Source organism: Mesorhizobium sp. P3_A8, from assembly GCF_056402995.1.
The window spans coordinates 138,867-158,148 of record NZ_JBFUGI010000013.1 but is presented as its reverse complement, the minus strand read 5'-3'; the positions used below and the strand labels follow the sequence as shown (position 1 = coordinate 158,148).

Here is a 19,282-nt window from a genome sequence, read left to right as displayed (position 1 = left end):
TCGGGAGACGACGATGAAACTCCGGTCGGTATTGCAAAAGCTCGGACGAGGCGTCCTCAAACTGGGACTGATCGCTATCGTGGCCGTCGCCGTAGCGATTCTGGTCCTGAGTTATGCGCCGGACCGTGCCCGATCCTTCCTGGCCTTCAGGGGCAGGATCGTGGAGTTCGCTTCGGCGCTGCTCCCGCCGCCGCTTGTGGCCGAGCGGCCGCAGAAAGGTTGCGCCTGGCTCGACCAGAACTGGTCGGCCGAGGACCGGGCCTGGTTCCACAACGTCTCTCAGGGCACCGCGACGTTCCCGGTATCCTACGCCTGGTTCCAGAAGCTCGAGCGCCCGGAAATCAGCCCGTTCGACCTCTTCGTACGCCGCGGTCTGACCAGCGACCCTGACTACCTGTCCCGGCTCGGCTTCATGGCGCCGCGCGATTGCGATCCAAAAGCGGGCAGCGACGAGCCTGACGGTTATGGCACCCTTCCGGTCGGCTTTGCGGTGCTCAAGAGCGGCACCGATCCAATAACCGGGAAAGAATTCGCAGACGGTCTGGGGCTCACCTGCGCGGCATGTCACACCGGCCACATCTCCTACAAGGGATTCGAGCTGCGTATCGATGGGGCGCAGGCGATGATCGACCTGCAGAACCTGGAGCGGATCATAGGTCTGTCGATCTGCTACACCGCCAAAGCACCCTGGCGCAAAGACCGCTTCATCGATGCTGTTCTGCGCGCCGATTCCGCGCCCGATCCCCGGGACTATCGGGCAAGAAAAGATGTCGGGGAGGAGATCAAAAGGATCTGCGACAACGAGGTCTTCGGCAAGGTGACCGCCGAACGGAATATTCTTGCCCGTCAGCATATGGTTCATACCGAGGAAGGCTTCGGCCGCCTCGACGCGCTCAACCGCATCGGCAACCAGGTGTTCCACGACAACCTCGTCAACCCGCTGAAACCGGAAGAGCCAGCTGTAAAGGAGTATGAAGGCGGCCTGTCGCAGGCCGCCATGGACGCCAACTTTTCCGCCCATACCGCGCCGGTCAGCTTCCCGCCGATCTGGGATGTCCCCAATTTTTCCTGGGCGCAGTACGACGCCTCGATCCTCAATCCCAACATCCGCAACATCGGCGAAGCTATGGGTGTCAACGCCAAGATCAATATGGCCAATCCAAAACTGCCGCTGTTTGCGTCTACGGTCCATGTCGCCGAGATAGCGAGGATCGAGAGCATGCTGCAGGGCCGCAAGCACATGGACAAGAGCATGACGCAAGGCGGCGAACACATGGATGGGATGCCAACCAGCTTCGATGGCCCCCCGGAGCCGCTGGCAGCGCCCCGGTGGGACGATGCGGCGAAAAAGCTCGAAGCGATGAAGGGTTGGGATCCCGGAGACGACGAAAAATGGCGTACCCACCCCGACGCAGTGGCCGAAGGCCGTAAGCTATATCGCCAATTCTGCTTCGAATGCCATCGCGCACCGTTGCGCGACCCCGGGATTTCGGCTGACGACCCCGACTCGTTCTGGAAGAAAATAAACAGTGACCAGACCGACAGCCACCCGAACTGGATTTCGATCGGTGGCGAGTGGCTGTTCAACTTGGTGCAAAAGCCGGTCGCTGATATGGGCACCGATCCCGAACAGGGCCGCGTGCTCGCCGAGCGGCAGGTGAACGTACCGAAATATCTTGGCTTGGATCTCAAAGCGGAGGTTTTCGACCACTGCCCTTTGGAGCCCAATGCGGCTTTGAACAAATCCTATGTCGTCAATCTGATGGCGGCGGTCAGCAGGACCGAGAAGCAGTGGGCCGAGAACCCCAGGCGCGCCGACGGCAGCGCGATGTCGCAGGAAGAAGTCGCTGCCACTCACAGCGAACGGCCGAACTGTCCGAATCCGAAGGTCTTCAAGCGCATGCAGCCGGTCAGTGACAAGGATAAACCTACGATCCCGGTCAGCGACAAGGATAAACCTGTGCAGCCGGCCGGCGAGAAGGCGCAACCGGCAAGCGACTCGACCAGCGTCACCTATCTTGCCACGCCCCACTATCGCGCCCGGCCGCTCGACGGCGTTTGGGCGACGGCGCCCTATCTGCACAATGGCTCGGTTCCAACCCTTGACGATTTGCTCAGGCCACAGGCCGACCGGCCACAGGCCTTCTGTGTTGGTCCGGTCGAATTCGACCCGGAAAGAGTCGGACTGCCTGTCCCTGTCGCCACCAAACTGACGGCCGTTGAATGTGAGGCTGGATTGACCCGGTTCGACGCGCGGCAACGGGGCAACTCCAATCTCGGCCATTCCTTCGAAGGCATGCCGACTCGTTCACCGCCACCTGGTGTACTTGGCCGCCAACTGCCCAACCGAGAACGTTCCGCGCTGATCGAGTATTTGAAAACTCTATAAAGTCGGACTGTTGGATTCCTGTCGGGACCACCACGTTTTCAAGAGCTTGGCGAAGAAGTACTATACCTTTCTGCGAAATCAGATTCGTTGAAGAGGACGAAGACATCACGCCCTCATGCGCACCGTTGACTACCGTCGGGCCGCGGAGGTGAGCGGGAAATCTGGCCCGCATTGGCATTTCGGCATTCGTCTGCTGCATTGGCTGACCGTGATCGCGCTCGCGGCGCAACTCGCCATTGCCTTCGGGCCGATGAGAGGGCCGGGGATGACGATGATGAACTGGCTGCCGATTCACATGTCGATCGGCGTGACCATCCTGGCCATCATCGTCCTCAGGCTTTGCTGGCGCATCTCCACCCGGGCCCCTGCCAGGCCAACCTCACGGTTCGTGCGATTTGCGACGGCTTTCTTCCACATATTTCTCTACGTCACGATCCTCGCGATCTTGATAACAGGGTGGCTAGAGCAGTTCCTATTTTGGGAGAATCGTAAGATTCCCAAATCGGTGGGTTTGTGATTCAAGATGGTGACTGGACGGAGGCCAGCATCAGATGACGCGAGCCCTTTCAAACGATCTTCGTGAGCGTGTTGTTGAAGCAGTTGGCGCCGGCGAGAGCTGCCGTGTTGTGGCGTCGCGCTTTGGTGTTGCAGTCTCCTCGGCTGTGAAGTGGTCGCAGCGTTACCGTGCCACCGGCTCGGTGGCGCCAGGCAAGATGGGCGGGCACCGCAAGCGGGTTCTTGAGCCGCATCGGGCCTTTATATCGTGGAGCGGATCAATCAGACCTCTGAACTGACGCTGCATCGGCTGAAGGACGAGTTGGATGCGCGCGGGATCAAGGTCTCGCACAATACGGTCTGGCTGTTCTTGCGCCGCGAGGGGCTGAGCTTCAAAAAAAACGCTGTTCGCTCTTGAGCAGGCTCGCGCCGATGTTGCCCGCAGGCGTCAACGATGGCGATCCTGGCAGACCGGTCTCGATCCGCAATGCCTGGTCTTCATCGATGAGACCTGGATCAAGACCAACATGGCTCCGCTGCGAGGCTGGGGGCCGAAGGGCAAGCGGCTGCGCGGCCTGGCTCCGCACGGCCATTGGCGCACGCTGACCTTCCTCGGCGCTCTGCGCTGGGATCGGCTCGCGGCTCCTTGCGTCTTCGACGGACCGATCAACGGCCAATGCTTCCGCGCTTATGTCGAGCAGCAGCTCATCGCCGTTCTGAAGCCTGGCGACATCGTCGTCATGGATAATCTTGGAAGTCATAAGTCGGCCGCCATCAGGCAGATGATCAAGGCTGCCGGCGCCAGGCTTTGGTACCTGCCGCCCTACTCTCCGGACCTCAATCCGATCGAGCAGGCCTTTGCGAAGATCAAACACTGGATGCGCCAAGCTCAGAAGCGAACCGTCGAGGACACTTGGCGTAACATCGGCCACCTCGTCGAAACCATCGAGGCAGCAGAATGCAAGAACTACTTCAAAAACGCCGGATACGCTTCCGTCAAAATATGAAAGGCTCTAGGCTACCGGCCAATGCCTTTCATGCCACCCGCACGGCTTTTCGGAACCCTGCCTGTACCGTTGGCACCATCCGTCGGTGCGCTGTCGGCAAGGGGCTTCGCGTTCGTCCATGCCAAGCTGGTCTGGATAATGCTTGGACTTATCGGTGTTCACGTGCTGGCTGCCCTGGTTCATTTCGTGCTGTTGCGCGATCGTGTCATGCAAAGCATGGGCTTCGGTCGGTCGAACACGGCCTCCCAAGGAATAGACGATGTGCAGCTGATCACCCCGCAGCCCACAATCCTCCCGCAACAATCACCGCATAGCGTGCAGCCTTGCCTATTGCGACGAGAGTGACGAACACGCCAAGGTTCACGCGTGCGGCACCCGCGGCGATGGTGAAAGCATCTCCGACTACCGGCAACCAGGCAAACAGCAGTGTCCATTCGCCAAAGCGCCGGAATATCCGGCTTGCCTGCTCAAAGCGATCGGGAGTGACGGGGAACCAGCGCCTGTTCTGGAGCGAGCCGATGCCGCGCCCCAGAACCCAGTTTACCACGGAGCCGAGCGAATTGCCGATCGTGGCAACGGCAAGGAGCAGCGCTGGATCATCACGGCCCGAGACGATCAGCCCGGCGAGCACCGCCTCCGACGAGACCGGCAGGACAGTTGCGGCGAGGAACGCGCTGACGAACAACGCGCCATAGAGCGCCACCACGCCCAACTATACCTGCACGTCGACAGTGCCCATCATACCGAGCTGCTCATGCTCGAAGATGTGGCAGGGATACATCCGCGCCGAGGACCCGCCATGGGCGCCGGCCATCCGCGGTCCAACGGGCCGCCTCAGCCAACCTTGACAACGAAATGCTTGGTCACCGGCTCGATGATCTTCCAGGTGCCCTTGAAATCGGCTTCCACCACGAACGCATCGCCGGGGCCGACTTCGACAGGTGTGCCGCCATCGGGGGTGATGATGATGCGGCCGGCGATCATGTGCACGAATTCATAGTCGGTGTAGGTCGCGTGATAGGTGCCGGGCGACGCGCGCCAGGTGCCAGAGATGACCTTGCCGTCCGCGGTCGTGTGCTGGACGGCGGTTTGCATGGTCGGGTGGCCCTCGACCACGATCCAGCCAGGCAGGTCGCCGGCTTCCGCGTGTTCGACGGGGCCGAATTTGAGGATCGTCTTGTTCGTCATGCCTGGCTCCTTCTACTTCATGTGTCGCAGAGGTCGGATAGCCCATGCACATGACGGGAGCAATGCATGCATCACCAGAACCAGCGGCGTTTACGCGCCCTGGCAGCGCAGCCTGGGAAGTCCTGCCGCCCGCGAACGCCCTACGGCTTGTGCCGGGCCGAGACCAGTTCCGCCTTGCGTCGCGCCGTCTCCAGCCCCAGGCCGATGAAGGCGCGCGCGTGCTTGGCGAGCGCCATATTGTCGGTCCACAGATTGCGCCAGATGGCGGTCTTCTTCGACAGGTTCTCGTCAACGATCTCCGACGAGAAGGATTCGAAGCTGAGATCATCGGCATAGCCGACCGCGGTCAGCGCATCGAATATCGCTGCGAAGTCGATGTTGCCGGTGCCGAGGAAGCCGCGATGGCTCTCGCCGATATGGACATAGCCGATCTTGCCTGCGGCGTGGCCGATGGCCAGCCCGACATCGGCCTCCTCGATGTTCATGTGGAACGTGTCGAGATGCAGGAAGATGTTGTCCGAACCGGTGTCCTCGATGAAGGCGAGGCCTTGCGAGGCAGTGTTGAGCAGATTGCTCTCGAAGCGGTTGACGATCTCGAGATTGAGCGTGACGCCGGCCGCTTTCGCCGTCTCGGCAACCTTTGCCAGCGCTGCGGCGCTGCGGTTCCATTGATCGCGCGTCGGCGCCTCGACCTGCAGGCCATGGCTGGTCGACAGAATGCCGGCGACCTTGCTGCCGCCAAGGTCGCGCGTCAGCGCGATGGTCTGGTTGAGGATTTCGACGCCGCGCGCGGCAATCGCCTTCTCGGCGCTCGATATGTCGCCATCAGCAGGCAGTCCGATGCTGATGGCCACGCCGAGGCCGAGATCGGCGATGCGCTTGGCAAGCCCGCCAATGTCGACATTAGCCGGGTCGAGATAGGAGAATTCGATCAGGTCGAAGCCGGCCTCCCTGGTGTTGGCCAGCGTGCGTTCGAGCTCGCTTTGCGCCGAGCTTGCCGACCAGACGAAAGAATGGATCCCGATGCGCGACATGATCGTCTCCGGTTTGTGGATGAGGGGGGCGTGGCCGGGTCAACCCGGCCACGCTTGTTGGAGTGATCAGCGGGCCGCGGTCCAGCCCTTGTAGTCCTTCAGGTTCTCGGCGGTGATCAGCTTGGGATCGAGCAGCACGATCGGTTCCGCCGGCTTCTTGCCGGCCAGCAGATCGGCCGCCATCGTCAGCGACTGGCCAGCCATTACGTAAGGGTCCTGCGAGGCCGAGGCCTTGATCATCGACTTGCCGGAAGAGAGTTCCTTTTCGATATCTGGCGCGCCGTCGACTGCAGTGAAGATGAACTCCGAGCGATTGAGCTGCTTGGCGGCAAGCTGGGCGCCGATCGCCGTCGGATCGTTGATGGCGAACACCGCGTCGATCTTGTCGAAGCGGGTGAGCAGCGACTGGAACACTTTCAGGCCGCCGTCGCGCGAGCCTTCGGCGTTCTGGTCGTCGGACAGGATCTTGATGTCGGGGTGCTGTGCAAGCACGTTCTTGCAGCCCTTGACCCGCTCCAGGATCGACGACGATGCCGGGCCGTTGAGGATGACATAGTCGCCCTTGCCGCCGGTGTGGTCGACCAGGTACTGGCAGGCCTCCTCGCCGGCCTTGACGTTGTTGGTCATCACGGTGACGTCGGCGCCCGGCGCCGAAACGTCGAACGCGGCAACGATGATGCCGGCAGCCTGCGCCTTCTTCACCGCCGGCGCGATCGCCTTGGCATCGACGGCGTTGAGCATGATCACGTCGACGCCGGCGGCAATGAAGGAATCAACCTGCGAAACCTGCTTGTTGAGGTCGTAGTCGGCCGACACCGACGTCACCTCGACATTCGGATTGATCTTCTTGGCCGCGTCCTCGATGCCCTTGATGGTGGCGACGAAGAAGGGGTTACCGAGCAGGCCGACCGAGATGCCGACCTTGTTGAGGTCCTTGGCCGATGCCGGCGCGATGGCGACGGCCGCGAGTGCGGCGCCGCAGAGTAATTTGGTGATGATCTTCATTACGCTTACTTCCTCCTGATGCCCCGCGCCTCTCGCGGTGCGTTACACAAGCCGGTCGTTGATGCCGGCGACCAGGTCACTCACGTTCTTGCTCCAGCCTGGAGCCGGTAGCGGTCGAGGGCGACCGCCACGATGATGACCAATCCCTTGATGATGTACTGCCAGATGTCCGAGACACCGGCCAAGATGAGCCCGTTGGAGAGCACCGCGATGATCAGGCCGCCGATCAGCGTGCCCCAGATCGAGCCGACGCCGCCGACGAAGCTGGTGCCGCCGAGGATGACGGCAGCGATGGCGTCGAGCTCGTAGGACTGGCCGAGCTGCAGGCCGTTGGCGGCATAGAGCCTTGCCGCCGACATGGCGCCGCCGAGACCGGCGAGCAGGCCGGACACGCCGTAGACGAAGAGCAGCACCAGCGGCACCTTGATGCCGGTCAGCCGCGCCGCCTCGGCATTGCCGCCGACGGCGTAGATCCAGGTACCGAGCACGGTGCGCTTGAGCACTACCCAGGACAGCACCACCACCGCCAGCGCGATGATGACCAGCCAGGGGATGCCAAGCAGCGAGCCATTGCCGATGAAGTCGAACGGCAGGTCCGAGTTGAACACGGTCGTGTCCTGCCCGAGCAGGCGGGCAATGCCGCGCACGGCTGTCAGTGAACCCAGCGTGACGATGAAGGGCGGCAGCCTGATATAGGCGACGAGCAGCCCGTTGATGAGGCCGAAGCCGAGACCGGCCAGGATGGCCGCCGGCACGCCGAGCAGGCCCCAGTCCGGCACCAATGATACCATCACCGCCACCATCGCCGCGGCGGCGAGGATGGAGCCGACGGACAGGTCGATGCCGCCGGTCAGGATGACGAAGGTCATGCCGGCCGCCAGCACGATGTTGATCGACGATTGCTGCGTGACGATCAGCAGATTGGTCTCGGTCAGGAAGCGCGGGTTCATGAACTGGAAGCCGGCCGCCAGCAGGATCAGGACAGGCAACATGCCAAGCGCGGCGAAAGTGGTTCGCAACCGCCGGCTCGCGCCGGTGGCCTGGTCGCCAACGCTGATCCCGGTCGCCTTTTCGGTCATTGCTGAGCTGCTCCCGTTGCCAGTTCCATGATCTTCTCCTGACTGAGTGGCGTGCCTTCGGATGCCGTCACCTCGCCCGCGATAGTGCCGTCGCGCATCACCAGCACTCGGTCGGCGACGCCGATCACCTCGGGCAGTTCGCTGGAGATCATCAGGATGGCGATGCCGCTGTTGGCGAGATTGTCGATCAGCCGGTAGATTTCCGACTTGGCGCCGACATCGACGCCGCGGGTCGGTTCATCGAGGATGACGACCTTCGGCTCGGTCTCAAGCAGTCGGGCGAGCAGCACCTTCTGCTGGTTGCCGCCCGACAGCGAGCCGGCATTGGCCTGCGCCGAACGGGTGCGGATCGACAGGTCCGCGATGGCTTTTGCCGCGCGCCTGTCGGCGGCGCTGAAGTCGCGGAACCCGCCGGCCCGCGCGTCCCTGGCCAGCACGCCCATGCTGATGTTGTCGGAAATAGACATGTCGAGGAACAGCCCGAGTTCCTTGCGATCCTCGGTGAGATAGGCGATGCCGGCATCGAGCGCCTCGCGCGGCGAGCCGATGGTTACAGGCTTGCCGTCAAGTTCCAGCGTGCCTGATGTCCGCCTGTCGGCGCCGAAGATCAGCCGGGCGAGCTCGGTGCGGCCGGAGCCGACGAGACCCGCCAGCGCCAGCACCTCGCCCTTGTGCAGGTCGAACGAACAGTTCTTCAGCAGGCGGCCGTCGGACATGCCGCGCACCGAGAGCGCGACGGCGCGCTTCTCGTCCGGCGCGCGATGGTCCTTCTTGTAGAAGGCGGAGAGATCGCGGCCGACCATCATCGACACCAGCCGCGAGGCATTGAGGTCGGCGCGCTCCAGCGTGCCGACATAGCCGCTGTCGCGCAGCACGCTGACACGATCGGCGAGCTGGTAGACCTCTTCCATGCGATGACTGATGTAGATGATGGCGATGCCTTGGGCTTTCAGCGTCGCGATCACCTCGAACAGCCGGTCGGTCTCGCGCGAGGTCAGCGACGTGGTCGGCTCGTCCATGACGATAATGCGCGCATTGGTCGACAGGGCGCGGGCGATCTCGACCAGTTGGCGCTCGCCGAGCGACAGGCTCGAGACCAGGGCGCGCGCCGAGAAGGACACGCCGAGCCGTGCAATGATTTCGTTGGCGCGCCGGCTGCACTGGTCCCGATCGACGATGCCGAAGCGCCGCGGCTCGTTGCCGAGGAAGATGTTCTGCGCCACGGTCAGATTGGGCGCCAGCGACAGCTCCTGGTAGATGACAGCAATGCCGGCGGCGCGCGCCTTGACCGGATCGCCGGTCGCGGCGGGCACACCATCGATCAGGATCTCGCCGCCGGCATCCGGACGATAGGCGCCCGACAGCACCTTCATCAGCGTCGATTTGCCGGCGCCGTTTTCGCCCATCAGCGCGTGCAGCTCGCCGGCATGGACGGTAAGCGAAACATCGTGCAAGGCGCGGACCGCGCCAAACGTCTTGGAGATGTGGCGCATCTCCAGCACCGGCCGGCGCGCCGTCTCGGTCTTGGCCGTCGCGATCATCGCGCGCCTCCCGCCGTTTTGACGGCGGCGCCGTGCCCGCCAACGCGATCGCGCCAGGCGTTGCGATAACCGGCGAGGCCGGTGAAGCGCGTCGCATGCACCGGCTCCGGCGCCTCGGCGGCGAAGTCGCGCCCTACGCTTTCGAAGGCGAGCGCTGCCGCCCCCGTGGCGCTGCCTTCGAGCGAGGCGCCCTGCAGAAAGCCCTGCCCGGGGCGCAGTTGCGCCAGCAGCCCGGCCAGCAGGCCGCCAGTGTTCAGCCCGCCATCGACGATGACGGTGTCTTGCGAATGGATCAGGTCGAGGCAGAGATCGACCATCAGGGTCACGTAAAGCAGCGCCACCGCCGCGCGTTGCTCGTTGCTGGGCGTACCACCGATGATTTCGCCACGATGGCCTGATATCGGCCCGCCGGGCGCAAAACTCGGCAGCGCCATGATGCCGGCGTCGATTGCCTGCTGGATCGAGCCATGCGGGATCGCACCTTGCCAGCCGCCGCTGATGGCGGCGAATTCGCGCCCGCCCATGAAACGGATGGTCGGCACCGGGCCACCGTCGACATCGACATTGACCAGCATGTCACGGTCACGGTCGAGCGCATCGAGAGGGCAGTCGGGATTGAGCACGATGACCCAGGTGCCGGTCGACACCACGGTCAGCGGGCCAAGCTCTTGCCGGCGATAGGCATAGAGCGCCGCATTCGAGTCGTGAACGCCATTGTGGATGGCGATCGGCCGCGCCGCACCGCCGAGATGCCGCTCGCCGATGACGGTGCCGGCGCGCGCGAAGGCCGGCATCTGGCCACGCCACCCCTCGGCATCGACCAGCGAGGAAAAGTCTTGGCTGCGGGGCGCCCATAGATGCGAATGGCAGCCGAGATAGGAGACTTCCGAAACTGGCCTGCCGCCGAGGCGCCAGCTCCAGTACTGGGGATAGCCGAGGATCGATTTCGCTGCCGCGAACGCGTCGGGATCGACCTCCTGCAGCCACAGCATGTGACGGCCATAGTTGAAACCGAGCGGCAGGCGCGGCGAGAAGGTTTCGGCGAAATCCGGGATATGGCGATCGATTCGGGCAGCGATTTCGGCCGGCGGCTCCTGCTCGTAGTCGAGGATCGGATGCGTCAGCGCCGCGTCGTCCACGAGGGCAAAGGTGCAGCCATGGCCCGAGACCATCAGCCCTTCCACGCCATGGTTTTCAGCCGTATCGGTTACGGCACCGAGCGCCCAATCATGCAGCGCGGCCTCGTCGAGCACGCTGAAGCCGTTTTGGTGCGCCCATTTCGGCTGGGTGCGGCGCTCGGCGAGGATGCGTCCGTCCTGGCCGAAGACGAACAGCTTCGAATTGGTCTTGCCGAAATCGAGCACCGCCACTTTCACGGGACGGCTCCCGAGGTGGCCGCGATCCGCACCATGACGCCGGCATCCTCCAGCATGCGCGCATCGGCATCCGAAAGACCGTCGTCGGTGATCAGCGTGCCGATCCGCGACAGCGGTAGCGCGACGTTACGCGCGTGGATCGACAGTTTGCGGCTGTCGGCCAGCACCACGATCTGGTCGGCGCACAGGCTGAGGTCGACGATGGAGCGCACCAGCAGCGGGTGCGATTCCAGCAGCCCTTCCTGGTTGAGGCCTTGCGCACCGAGAAAGAATTTCGAGGCGTAGAAGGGCGTCGGCTGGGTGAGCGAATGGATGATGCCGGGTTCGCGATGCAGGTCGCCGCCGGCGACGGTCAGGCTGCAATGGCCATGATCGCTGAGATAGGCCGCGAGCGGCATTGAATTGGTGTAGAGCCGGATGCTGCGCTCGGCGAGCTTGACGCCGAGATGGAAGCAGGTTGAACCGCCATGGACGATGACAGCGTCGCCGTCGCGCACCATGGTCGCCGCGATGGCCGCGATCTGCCGCTTGGCCTCTACTGCGAGATCGCGGTTTTCGTCATAGGGCCGGGCATAGGCAACGCCCTGCGAAGCGCCGTCGAGCGCCGAGATGCCGCCATAGACCTTTCGTGCTTCACCGGCTTCGTCGATCCGGTCGATATCGCGCCGGACCGTCGCCGCCGAAACGCCTAGCCGCTCCTGCAGCTCGCGCACCGAGGCGAACGGTCGATCCCGCAGCAGCTCGACGATCTGACGCTGGCGGCCGGAGTCGCTCAATTCTTTCCTCCCAATGCCCTTTTCCATGGCAATTGGTGCAACTTACTCAACATCAGTCAGATTGCAAGCCAGTTTTGATGATAGTAGATCACTATTGACGTAAGTCGCTCGCATCTGCGATATCAGCGCCGATAGCGGCACGGCGACGGGATTTCGTGCAACCGTGTAAGGAAAGGCGTCATGGCAACCCAAGCTGATGCACAGGAACTGGCTGCCTTGCGGGCGCTTTCGGCTGGCATTGGGCTGAACCCGCATATGACCCAGGCGGCGGGGGGCAACACCTCGCTCAAGGCTGAAGACACGCTGTGGATCAAGGCGTCCGGCACCTGGCTGAAGGATGCGCTCACCCACGACATCATGGTGCCGGTGGCGATGGCGCCGCTGCTCAAGGCGGTCGACGCGCGCGATCCGGCCGCTGACACGCCGCAGGCCTTTGCCATCGATGAACTCAATCCACGCGGCCTGCGCCCGTCGATCGAAACCACGGTGCACGCCTTGATGCCGCAACGCGTGGTGCTGCATGTCCATTGCGTCGACACGATTTCGCTTGCCGTGCAGGCCGATGGCGAGGCCGAGGTCGCCAGGCGGCTCGCCGGGATCGAATGGGCCTACGTACCCTATTTCCGGCCAGGCCTGCCGCTCGCCCGTGGCATTGCCGAAAAGCTGCGGCCTGGTGTCGACGTGCTGATCCTCGGCAATCACGGGTTGGTCGTTGCCGCCGAAACCGTCACCGCCGCGGACCTCCTGCTCCGCCGCGTCAGGTCGCTGCTGGCGCGGCCACCGCGCGCGACCGCCGCGCCCGACATCGTGGCCCTGACGACGCTTGCCGGCGACGGCGTCTACCGACTGCCGGCGGATCTCGAAGCGCATGCGGTCGCGCTCGATCCGCAAAGCCGCCGCATGGCTGAGGCCGGCAGCCTCTATCCCGACCATGTCATCTTCCTCGGCCGGGGCTCGGTCGTGGCGAGGCCAGGCGAGGATGCGGCCGGTGTTGCCGCGCGGTTCGGCGCGGCGCCGATGGCGATCCTGTTTCCCGGCGCCGGCGTGCTGATGCGCGGCGATGCCAGCGCCGGCGCCGACGCCATGCAACGCTGCCTCGCCGACGTGACGGCACGTGTCGATGTCGCGGCACGATTGAACTATCTCACCGCCGCCGAGAATGATGAACTGGTCAATTGGGACGCCGAGCAGTATCGCCAAAAGCTGAATGCCGCCGGCGGCTAGCAAAGGATTGAAGAGATGATGCCCCTTGTCATCGGCATCGACATCGGCACGTCGGGCGCGCGCGCCGTCGCCATGCGCCCGGATTTTTCGATTGCCGGCCAGTCCGCCGTCCGCCTCGACAGATTCGGCCAGAATCCCCGCGCCCCATCGGCATGGTGGCAAGCGGTCCAGACGGCTCTGACGGAACTGCTTTCCGGCATCGACCGCACAGCGGTCCGCGCCATCGCCGTCGACGGCACGTCCGGTACGCTGCTGCCGGTCGACGATGCCGGGCGGCCCCTGGCAGAGCCGATGATGTACAACGACAAGGTCGCCAACGCCGATGTCCTGGCCGCCATCACCCGCGAAGCGCCGGAAGCGAGCGCCGCGCATGGCGCCACTTCAGGCCTCGCCAAGGCGCTGCGGTTCCAGCATCTGTCCGGCATCGCCGCCGTGCTGCACCAGGCCGACTGGATCGCTGGAAATCTCTCTGGCCGCTTCGACATCAGCGACGAGAACAATGCCCTGAAGACAGGCTACGACGTCGAGGCGCGCCGCTGGCCGGACTGGATCGCGGCCACCGGCATGCGCATGGACTTGCTGCCTGATGTCGTCGAGCCGGGCGACGTCACCGGCACGCTCACCAAGGCCGCCGGGGAGCTGTTCGGCCTGCCGCGTGATGTGGTCGTGGTCGCCGGCACTACGGATGGCTGCGCCTCGTTCCTGGCGACGGGCGCCACATCAGCCGGCGACGGCGTCACGGCGCTGGGATCCTCGCTCACCATCAAGATCCTCTCCGACCGGCCGATCTCGGCGCCGCGCTTCGGCATCTACAGCCATCGCCTCGGCGATGCCTGGCTGGCGGGCGGCGCGTCGAATTCCGGCGGCAAGGTGCTGGCGCAGTATTTTCCGCTGGCACGCATCATCGAACTCAGTGCCAGGATCGACCCTACTACCGAGACCGGCCTCGACTATTATCCACTCGGCACGGCGGGCGAGCGGTTCCCCATAGCCGATCCCGCCCTGCCTCCACGTCTTGCGCCACGGCCGGCTGACGATGCCGACTATCTCAAGGCGATGTTCGAAGGCATGGCCGCGATCGAAGCACTTGGTTACCGAAGGCTTGCCGAACTCGGCGCGCCGGCGCTGACCTCGGTCAGGAGCGTCGGCGGCGGCGCAGCAAACCTGGCCTGGACTGATATCCGGCGTCGCAAGCTCGGCGTCGATTTCCTGCCCACGCTGTCCGATGAGGCGGCGGCCGGCACAGCGGGGCTGGCGCTGAAGGGTGCAAGCAAGGCGGGACTGCTATGAGTGCGAAAACCATCGAACGCCTGGACGGCATCGGACCGCTGGCTGAGCGCTACCAGGTCTTCCTGCTCGACCAGTTCGGCGTGCTGCATGACGGCCAGGCTCCTTATCCCGGCGCGGTGGAAGCATTGTCGGCGCTGAAGCGCGCCGGCAAGACGGTGGTGCTGATCTCCAACTCCGGCAAGCGCGCCAGGCCCAACGAGGACCGTCTGCTGAAGCTCGGCTTCGCCGCTGGCAGCTGGGACCATTTTGTCTCCTCCGGCGAGGTGGCATGGCGGTCCTTTGATGACATGGCGGCATCGGGAGAGCTGCGTTCGGGCACGAAATGCCTGCTGATCAGTCGCGACAACGACCGCACGGCGATCGAAGGCCTGCCCTTCGTGCTGACGGAGGCCGGGGAAGACGCCGAACTGGTGCTGATCTCAGCCAGCGAGGGCGATCGCCACGACCTCGATCATTATCGCCGGCTGCTCGCGCCGGCGGCGGCGCGGCGGGTGCCGTGCTTCTGCACCAATCCCGACAGGATCATGCTGACGGCGGTCGGACCTCGCTTCGGCGCCGGCGAGATCGCCGATCTCTACGAAAGCCTGGGCGGCAGCGTCACCTGCATCGGCAAACCCTATCCGGCGATCTTCGACGCAGCCCTGGCGCTGGCAGGCGAGCCGGATCGCGCCAGTGCGGTCTGCATCGGCGACAGCGTCGAGCACGATGTTGCAGGCGGAAACGGCGCCGGCGTCGCCACGGCGCTGGTGCTGAGCGGAATATTGGCGGACACACCGGATCTTGCCGCCGTGTTCGACGAGCAGCAGGCCTGGCCCGATTACATCACGGGATCCTTCAGCTTGCGCTGACCGCCTCGAGCATGCGCCTGGCGCTTTCCTCGTCGGTGATGAGGATCGTCGGCGCGATCAGGTTCATGGCGCCGAGCAATGCCTCGGTCTTCTCCGCACCGCCGGAGGTGAGGATACGGATCGGCGCCGCGCGCAGACGGTCGACCTCCACCGACATCACGTGGCTGTTGACGGGATGGTCGACGAGGTCGCCATAGCGGTCGAAGAAGTGGAACAGAAGGTCGCCCACCGCACCACGCGCAAGCAGGGCCTCCCGGTCCGCTTCCCTGAGAAAGCCGCCGCGAGAGAAGGTGGTGGCCGAAGCGATGCCGCCGACGCTCAGCAGGACGGCATCGAGCACGTTGGCCATTTCAAAGACTTCCTGCAGGCCGCAGCGCTCGACCAGCGCGATCTTGGTCTCGACGCTGTCGACGACGGCAGGCGTCGGGATCAGATAGCCGTCGCCCTGGAAGATTTGAGCGAAGCGCCAGGCGAACTCGGCCGGGTTGTAGCGCCGCACGACGCCGACACCGCCAAGCAGCGAAATGACCTTGAAGTCGGTGAGCGATTTGGCGCTGATGAAGGGCAGGCTCGAAAACAGCGTCTGGCCCCAGCCGACGCCGACGCGCATACCCGATTTCATCGTGTCGGACAGAAAACTGCCGGTCTTGGCGCTGATTGCCGGTATCGGATCGGCATTGGGGGCCGAAAGCGGCGCCACCAGCGCCTGCTGCAGGCCGAACGTCCGCTCCAGCGCGCGCTCCAGCCGCACGATCTCCGACAATTCGCTCTCGATGGTGATTTTCACCTCGTTGCGCGCCCGGGCGTCGGCAAGCATGCGCACGATGGTGACGCGGCCGACGCCGAGCACGTCGGCGATCTCGTTCTGCGTCATCTGCTCGACGAAATACATCCAGGCGGCGCGAATCCTGAGGCGGTCCGTCCGGCTTTCACTAGCGACCTGCTCGGTCACGTCGACCCCTGCCCGCCCCTCGTCGGCCCGCCCCTCGCCGGTTTGTCGTCGCCTGGCCAAATCATCCCTCCCCCGCGGCGACGGACAAGCGCGCTGTCGCCGATTCTGCGTGCTGGTCTAGTATCGCCTATTGATCTACCAATCGATAGGAACAATGTAGAGTTGGTGGCTGGCCCTCTGCTGGCCGCCCCCCACGACACTTTCGAGGCGATCCGCGATGCTCCGACAAATCTCCGAAGACGTCCGCGTCAACCTGAAGGACCGGTTGCGGGAAGTCCGCGACATCATCCGCCAAAGCCGCCATGACGGCACCGGTGACGCCAGCGTCCTGCGCGAAGCCACCAGCCATCTGCCGCCGTTTCCGGGCAAGGGCATCGAAGGCCTGCTCAGCCATGCCGCCAGCGCCTTCGACGAGGCGCTGTCGATCGCCGAATCCTTTGTTCCGCATGAGCGCCCGATCAAGGTGGACGGCACGACCGTGAAAGGCCTTGGCACCTATTTCCCAGCCGGAGACGAAGAACGTCAGTTGAGCGCCGAACGCCTGTTTCGGCGCGACATGTACTACCTGACCAAGGCAGTGCTTGCCGGGCTGAAGATCGATAATGCCCGCATTCATGAGGCTGATTTTGCTGCCGCGCATGCCACGATGCGCAAGCGCCATGGTGATCTGCTGGCCGCGTTGACCGCACCGGGTACCGGATTGCAAGCAATCGCGGCCACCTGCGCGGCACTGCTTGTCGAGTTGCTCAACCAGCGTCCCGTCCGCTTTGGCGAAGCCGCGCCGGAAACGGCCGCGATCGCCGGCCGGGCGCTCGATATAAGCTGCCTGGCGCCGGTCGTTCTGGCCTGCGGCCTGGCGACAACAGGGAGGGATGGTGCGCCGGAGCCGGACATGCTGGAGATCGCGATCCTGGCTGCCGATATACGTCACGACCGCATTGTGCAGGCTTGCGGAAAGGCGAGCCCGGTCGAGGAATTGACCCCTGTCTTTGCCACCTTGCTTGCCCACTTGCCATAACGCCGGGTTGCGCAAAACAAAGAGAACGGCTGCGGAAACCTAATCTCCAGCGGCCATGGCCGTGATCGTCTTCTTGGCGCGCTGGATCGAGGCCGGACTCATCGAAAGTTCGGTCAGGCCCATCTCGATGAAGGCCGGGATCAGATCCGGCCGGCCCGCCGCCTCGCCGCACATGCCGACCATGATACCGGCGGCGACGCCGGCTTTGGCCGTCAGTTCGATCGCCATCATGACCGCCGGATTGGTGACGTCGTTGAGCTTGGCCACGGTTGGGTTGAGCCGATCGGCGGCCATGATGTATTGGGTCAGATCATTGGTGCCGATCGAAAAGAAGGCCACCTCCTTGGCCAGCGCCGGGGCGATCAGCACGGCGGCCGGGGTTTCGATCATCACGCCGAGATCGAACGTCGCATGCGGCACGCCTTCGGCCTTCAGTTCGGCGGCGCATTCATCGACCAGTGCGCGGGTGCGCGTGACTTCGGAAATATCGGCCACCATCGGCAGCATCACCTTGATGTTGCCGTGCACGGCGGCCCTGAGCAGCGCCCTTAGCTGGCGCTTGAAGATATCCGGCCGATCGAGGCACATGCGAATGCCACGCCAGCCGAGGAAGGGGTTCTCCTCGTCGGGAAACTCGATGCCGGCAATCGGCTTGTCGCCACCGATATCGAGCGTGCGCACGATGACCGAATAGGGCGCGAAGGCCTTGGCCAGCGCCGCATAGGTCTCGGCCTGCATGTCCTCGGAGGGCAGGTGCATGTGGCGCATGAACAGGAGCTCGGTGCGGAACAGGCCGACGCCCATGGCGCCGGCCTCCTGTGCCGCCTCGATTTCCTCCAGCGAGCCGATATTGGCCGCGACCTCGATCACCTTGCCGTCGGCGCGCTTCGGCGTCACCGTCTTGAAGGCGGTCAGGCCGGCACGCTCCTTCGCCGCCGCTTCGACACGGCCGGCGTAGTCGGCGCGCGTCGCCGCATCCGGGTCGATGATCACATGGCCGGTGTTGCCGTCGAGCGCCACGTCGCGCGCGGTGCGCAAGGCGTTGACCTGGTCGCCAAGGCCCAGCACCGCCGGAATGCCGTGCGAGCGGGCGATGATGGCGATGTGCGAGGTGGCGCCGCCATGCCCGCAAATCACCCCGCCGATGCGTTTCAGCGGCGCGCGCGCCAGATCCCAGGCGCCAATATCGTCGGCGATGAGGATGGCGCCTTCGGGAATGTTTTCGAGGCTGACGTCGTCTTGGCCCAGCAGCACCAGGCAGATCTGCCGCCCGACGGCATGGACATCGTCCGCCCGCGCATTGAGGTAGTGATCGTCGACGGCGCTGAAATCGGCGGCGATGGTGGAAGCGGCGATGATGACGGCCGAAACCGCGTCATTGCCGCCGTTGATCGCCTTTTCCGCCTCGCCGGTCAGGCTGTCGTCGGCCGCGATATCGCGCAGGGCTGCGACGATTCCCCTGTCGCCGGCCGACAGGTTGTCCTGCGCCAAGGCCCGGTCCATGCGCGTCTGGACGGCGGCGACAGCGGCACGGAACCTGTCGATCTCGCCGGCGATCTCTTCAGCCTGCAGCATGCGGCCCTGTCCGGCGATGTCAGGCGGGAAATGCGCGAAGGCCGGCCCGATGGCGACGCCCTCGCTCGCGGCGACACCGCGCAAACCGTTTGCTTCGCCGGGTGCAGTCTTTGCGGATTGCGGCGCTGGTGCGGGTGGCGCTTCCTGTCCAGCGTCATTCGCCGGGCTCTGCGGCTCGGCTTCGTCGTCGAGACCGGCCTTGGGGTTCTCGAGATAGCCGATCAGCGCTTCGATCGCCTCGATGGCGTCGGCGCCGTTGGCACGCACGGTGACTTCCTGGTTTTCCTTGACCGCCAGCAGCATCAGCTTGACCGAGCTCTTGGCACTGACCGCCTTGCCGTCCTTGACCAGTTCGACATCGGATTCGAAGCCCTTGGCGAGCTTGACGAACCGCGTGGCGGGACGGGCGTGCAAACCTTCATGCACTCTGACGATGGTCGAGCGTTCCATGGCAAATACTCTGCTTTTTTAAGCGCCAAAACCAG

General features: G+C 64.4%; 16 protein-coding genes and 1 pseudogene. 7 read left to right on the top strand and 10 right to left on the bottom strand.

Annotated features, from left to right (window positions below; genetic code table 11):
* Positions 1-13: 13 nt before the first annotated feature.
* From AC1DX4_RS27535 to AC1DX4_RS27525, 3 genes and pseudogenes are all read left to right on the top strand, one after another.
* Positions 14-2,389, top strand: a complete 2,376-nt coding sequence (locus AC1DX4_RS27535) for a di-heme-cytochrome C peroxidase (RefSeq protein ID WP_477223302.1) — start codon at positions 14-16, stop codon at positions 2,387-2,389.
* Between the two features lie 115 nt (positions 2,390-2,504).
* Positions 2,505-2,906: a cytochrome b gene (locus AC1DX4_RS27530; protein WP_477223301.1), complete on the top strand. Its 402-nt coding sequence runs from the start codon at positions 2,505-2,507 to the stop codon at positions 2,904-2,906.
* A 13-nt stretch (positions 2,907-2,919) separates the two neighbouring features.
* Positions 2,920-3,891, top strand: a pseudogene (locus AC1DX4_RS27525) (IS630 family transposase).
* A 271-nt stretch (positions 3,892-4,162) separates the two neighbouring features.
* Here the strand turns inward: AC1DX4_RS27525 and AC1DX4_RS27520 are convergent.
* The 8 genes from AC1DX4_RS27520 to AC1DX4_RS27485 all read right to left on the bottom strand — a co-directional run bounded on the left by AC1DX4_RS27520 (position 4,163) and on the right by AC1DX4_RS27485 (position 11,890).
* Positions 4,163-4,597, bottom strand: a complete 435-nt coding sequence (locus tag AC1DX4_RS27520) for a YqaA family protein (RefSeq protein ID WP_477223389.1) — start codon at positions 4,595-4,597, stop codon at positions 4,163-4,165.
* Positions 4,598-4,725: 128 nt separating this feature from the next.
* Positions 4,726-5,079 carry a cupin domain-containing protein gene (locus AC1DX4_RS27515; protein WP_477223300.1) on the bottom strand — a complete coding sequence of 118 codons (354 nt, stop codon included), beginning with the start codon at positions 5,077-5,079 and terminating at the stop codon, positions 4,726-4,728.
* Positions 5,080-5,219: 140 nt separating this feature from the next.
* Positions 5,220-6,113, bottom strand: coding sequence for a sugar phosphate isomerase/epimerase family protein (locus tag AC1DX4_RS27510; RefSeq protein WP_477223299.1), 894 nt, complete (start codon positions 6,111-6,113; stop codon positions 5,220-5,222).
* A 66-nt stretch (positions 6,114-6,179) separates the two neighbouring features.
* Complete coding sequence (locus AC1DX4_RS27505) at positions 6,180-7,118, bottom strand: ABC transporter substrate-binding protein (RefSeq protein WP_477223298.1); 939 nt, start codon at positions 7,116-7,118, stop codon at positions 6,180-6,182.
* 80 nt (positions 7,119-7,198) lie between these two features.
* The gene (locus AC1DX4_RS27500; RefSeq protein ID WP_477223297.1) at positions 7,199-8,197 is read right to left on the bottom strand and encodes an ABC transporter permease subunit; all 999 of its coding nucleotides are present in this window, start codon (positions 8,195-8,197) and stop codon (positions 7,199-7,201) included.
* Positions 8,194-9,738 carry a sugar ABC transporter ATP-binding protein gene (locus tag AC1DX4_RS27495; RefSeq protein WP_477223296.1) on the bottom strand — a complete coding sequence of 515 codons (1,545 nt, stop codon included), beginning with the start codon at positions 9,736-9,738 and terminating at the stop codon, positions 8,194-8,196. The genes AC1DX4_RS27500 and AC1DX4_RS27495 overlap by 4 nt, the downstream gene beginning before the upstream one ends.
* A complete protein-coding gene (locus AC1DX4_RS27490; RefSeq protein ID WP_477223295.1) occupies positions 9,735-11,114 on the bottom strand; it encodes an FGGY-family carbohydrate kinase in 1,380 nt (459 codons plus the stop codon). Before AC1DX4_RS27490 ends, AC1DX4_RS27495 begins: the two co-directional genes overlap by 4 nt.
* Positions 11,111-11,890 (bottom strand): DeoR/GlpR family DNA-binding transcription regulator, encoded by a 780-nt coding sequence (locus AC1DX4_RS27485; RefSeq protein WP_477223294.1) that lies wholly within the window; start codon positions 11,888-11,890, stop codon positions 11,111-11,113. Before AC1DX4_RS27485 ends, AC1DX4_RS27490 begins: the two co-directional genes overlap by 4 nt.
* 180 nt (positions 11,891-12,070) lie before the next feature.
* Between AC1DX4_RS27485 and AC1DX4_RS27480 the strand changes: the two genes are divergently transcribed.
* The 3 genes from AC1DX4_RS27480 to AC1DX4_RS27470 are packed head-to-tail and all read left to right on the top strand — an operon-like array spanning position 12,071 to position 15,252.
* A complete protein-coding gene (locus AC1DX4_RS27480; protein ID WP_477223293.1) occupies positions 12,071-13,114 on the top strand; it encodes a class II aldolase/adducin family protein in 1,044 nt (347 codons plus the stop codon).
* Between the two features lie 15 nt (positions 13,115-13,129).
* Entirely contained in the window at positions 13,130-14,404 is a 1,275-nt protein-coding gene (locus tag AC1DX4_RS27475; RefSeq protein WP_477223292.1) for an FGGY-family carbohydrate kinase, read from the top strand.
* Entirely contained in the window at positions 14,401-15,252 is an 852-nt protein-coding gene (locus AC1DX4_RS27470; RefSeq protein ID WP_477223291.1) for a TIGR01459 family HAD-type hydrolase, read from the top strand. Before AC1DX4_RS27475 ends, AC1DX4_RS27470 begins: the two co-directional genes overlap by 4 nt.
* On the opposite strand, the gene AC1DX4_RS27465 is transcribed toward AC1DX4_RS27470, so the two are convergent.
* Positions 15,239-16,264, bottom strand: coding sequence for a sugar-binding transcriptional regulator (locus AC1DX4_RS27465; protein ID WP_477223290.1), 1,026 nt, complete (start codon positions 16,262-16,264; stop codon positions 15,239-15,241). The genes AC1DX4_RS27470 and AC1DX4_RS27465 overlap by 14 nt on opposite strands.
* A gap of 157 nt (positions 16,265-16,421) precedes the next feature.
* Between AC1DX4_RS27465 and AC1DX4_RS27460 the strand changes: the two genes are divergently transcribed.
* A complete protein-coding gene (locus tag AC1DX4_RS27460) occupies positions 16,422-17,222 on the top strand; it encodes a hypothetical protein (RefSeq protein ID WP_477223289.1) in 801 nt (266 codons plus the stop codon).
* Between the two features lie 39 nt (positions 17,223-17,261).
* Here AC1DX4_RS27460 and ptsP read toward each other — a convergent pair whose 3' ends face one another.
* Positions 17,262-19,247 carry a phosphoenolpyruvate--protein phosphotransferase gene (ptsP, locus tag AC1DX4_RS27455; RefSeq protein ID WP_477223288.1) on the bottom strand — a complete coding sequence of 662 codons (1,986 nt, stop codon included), beginning with the start codon at positions 19,245-19,247 and terminating at the stop codon, positions 17,262-17,264.
* Positions 19,248-19,282: the final 35 nt, after the last annotated feature.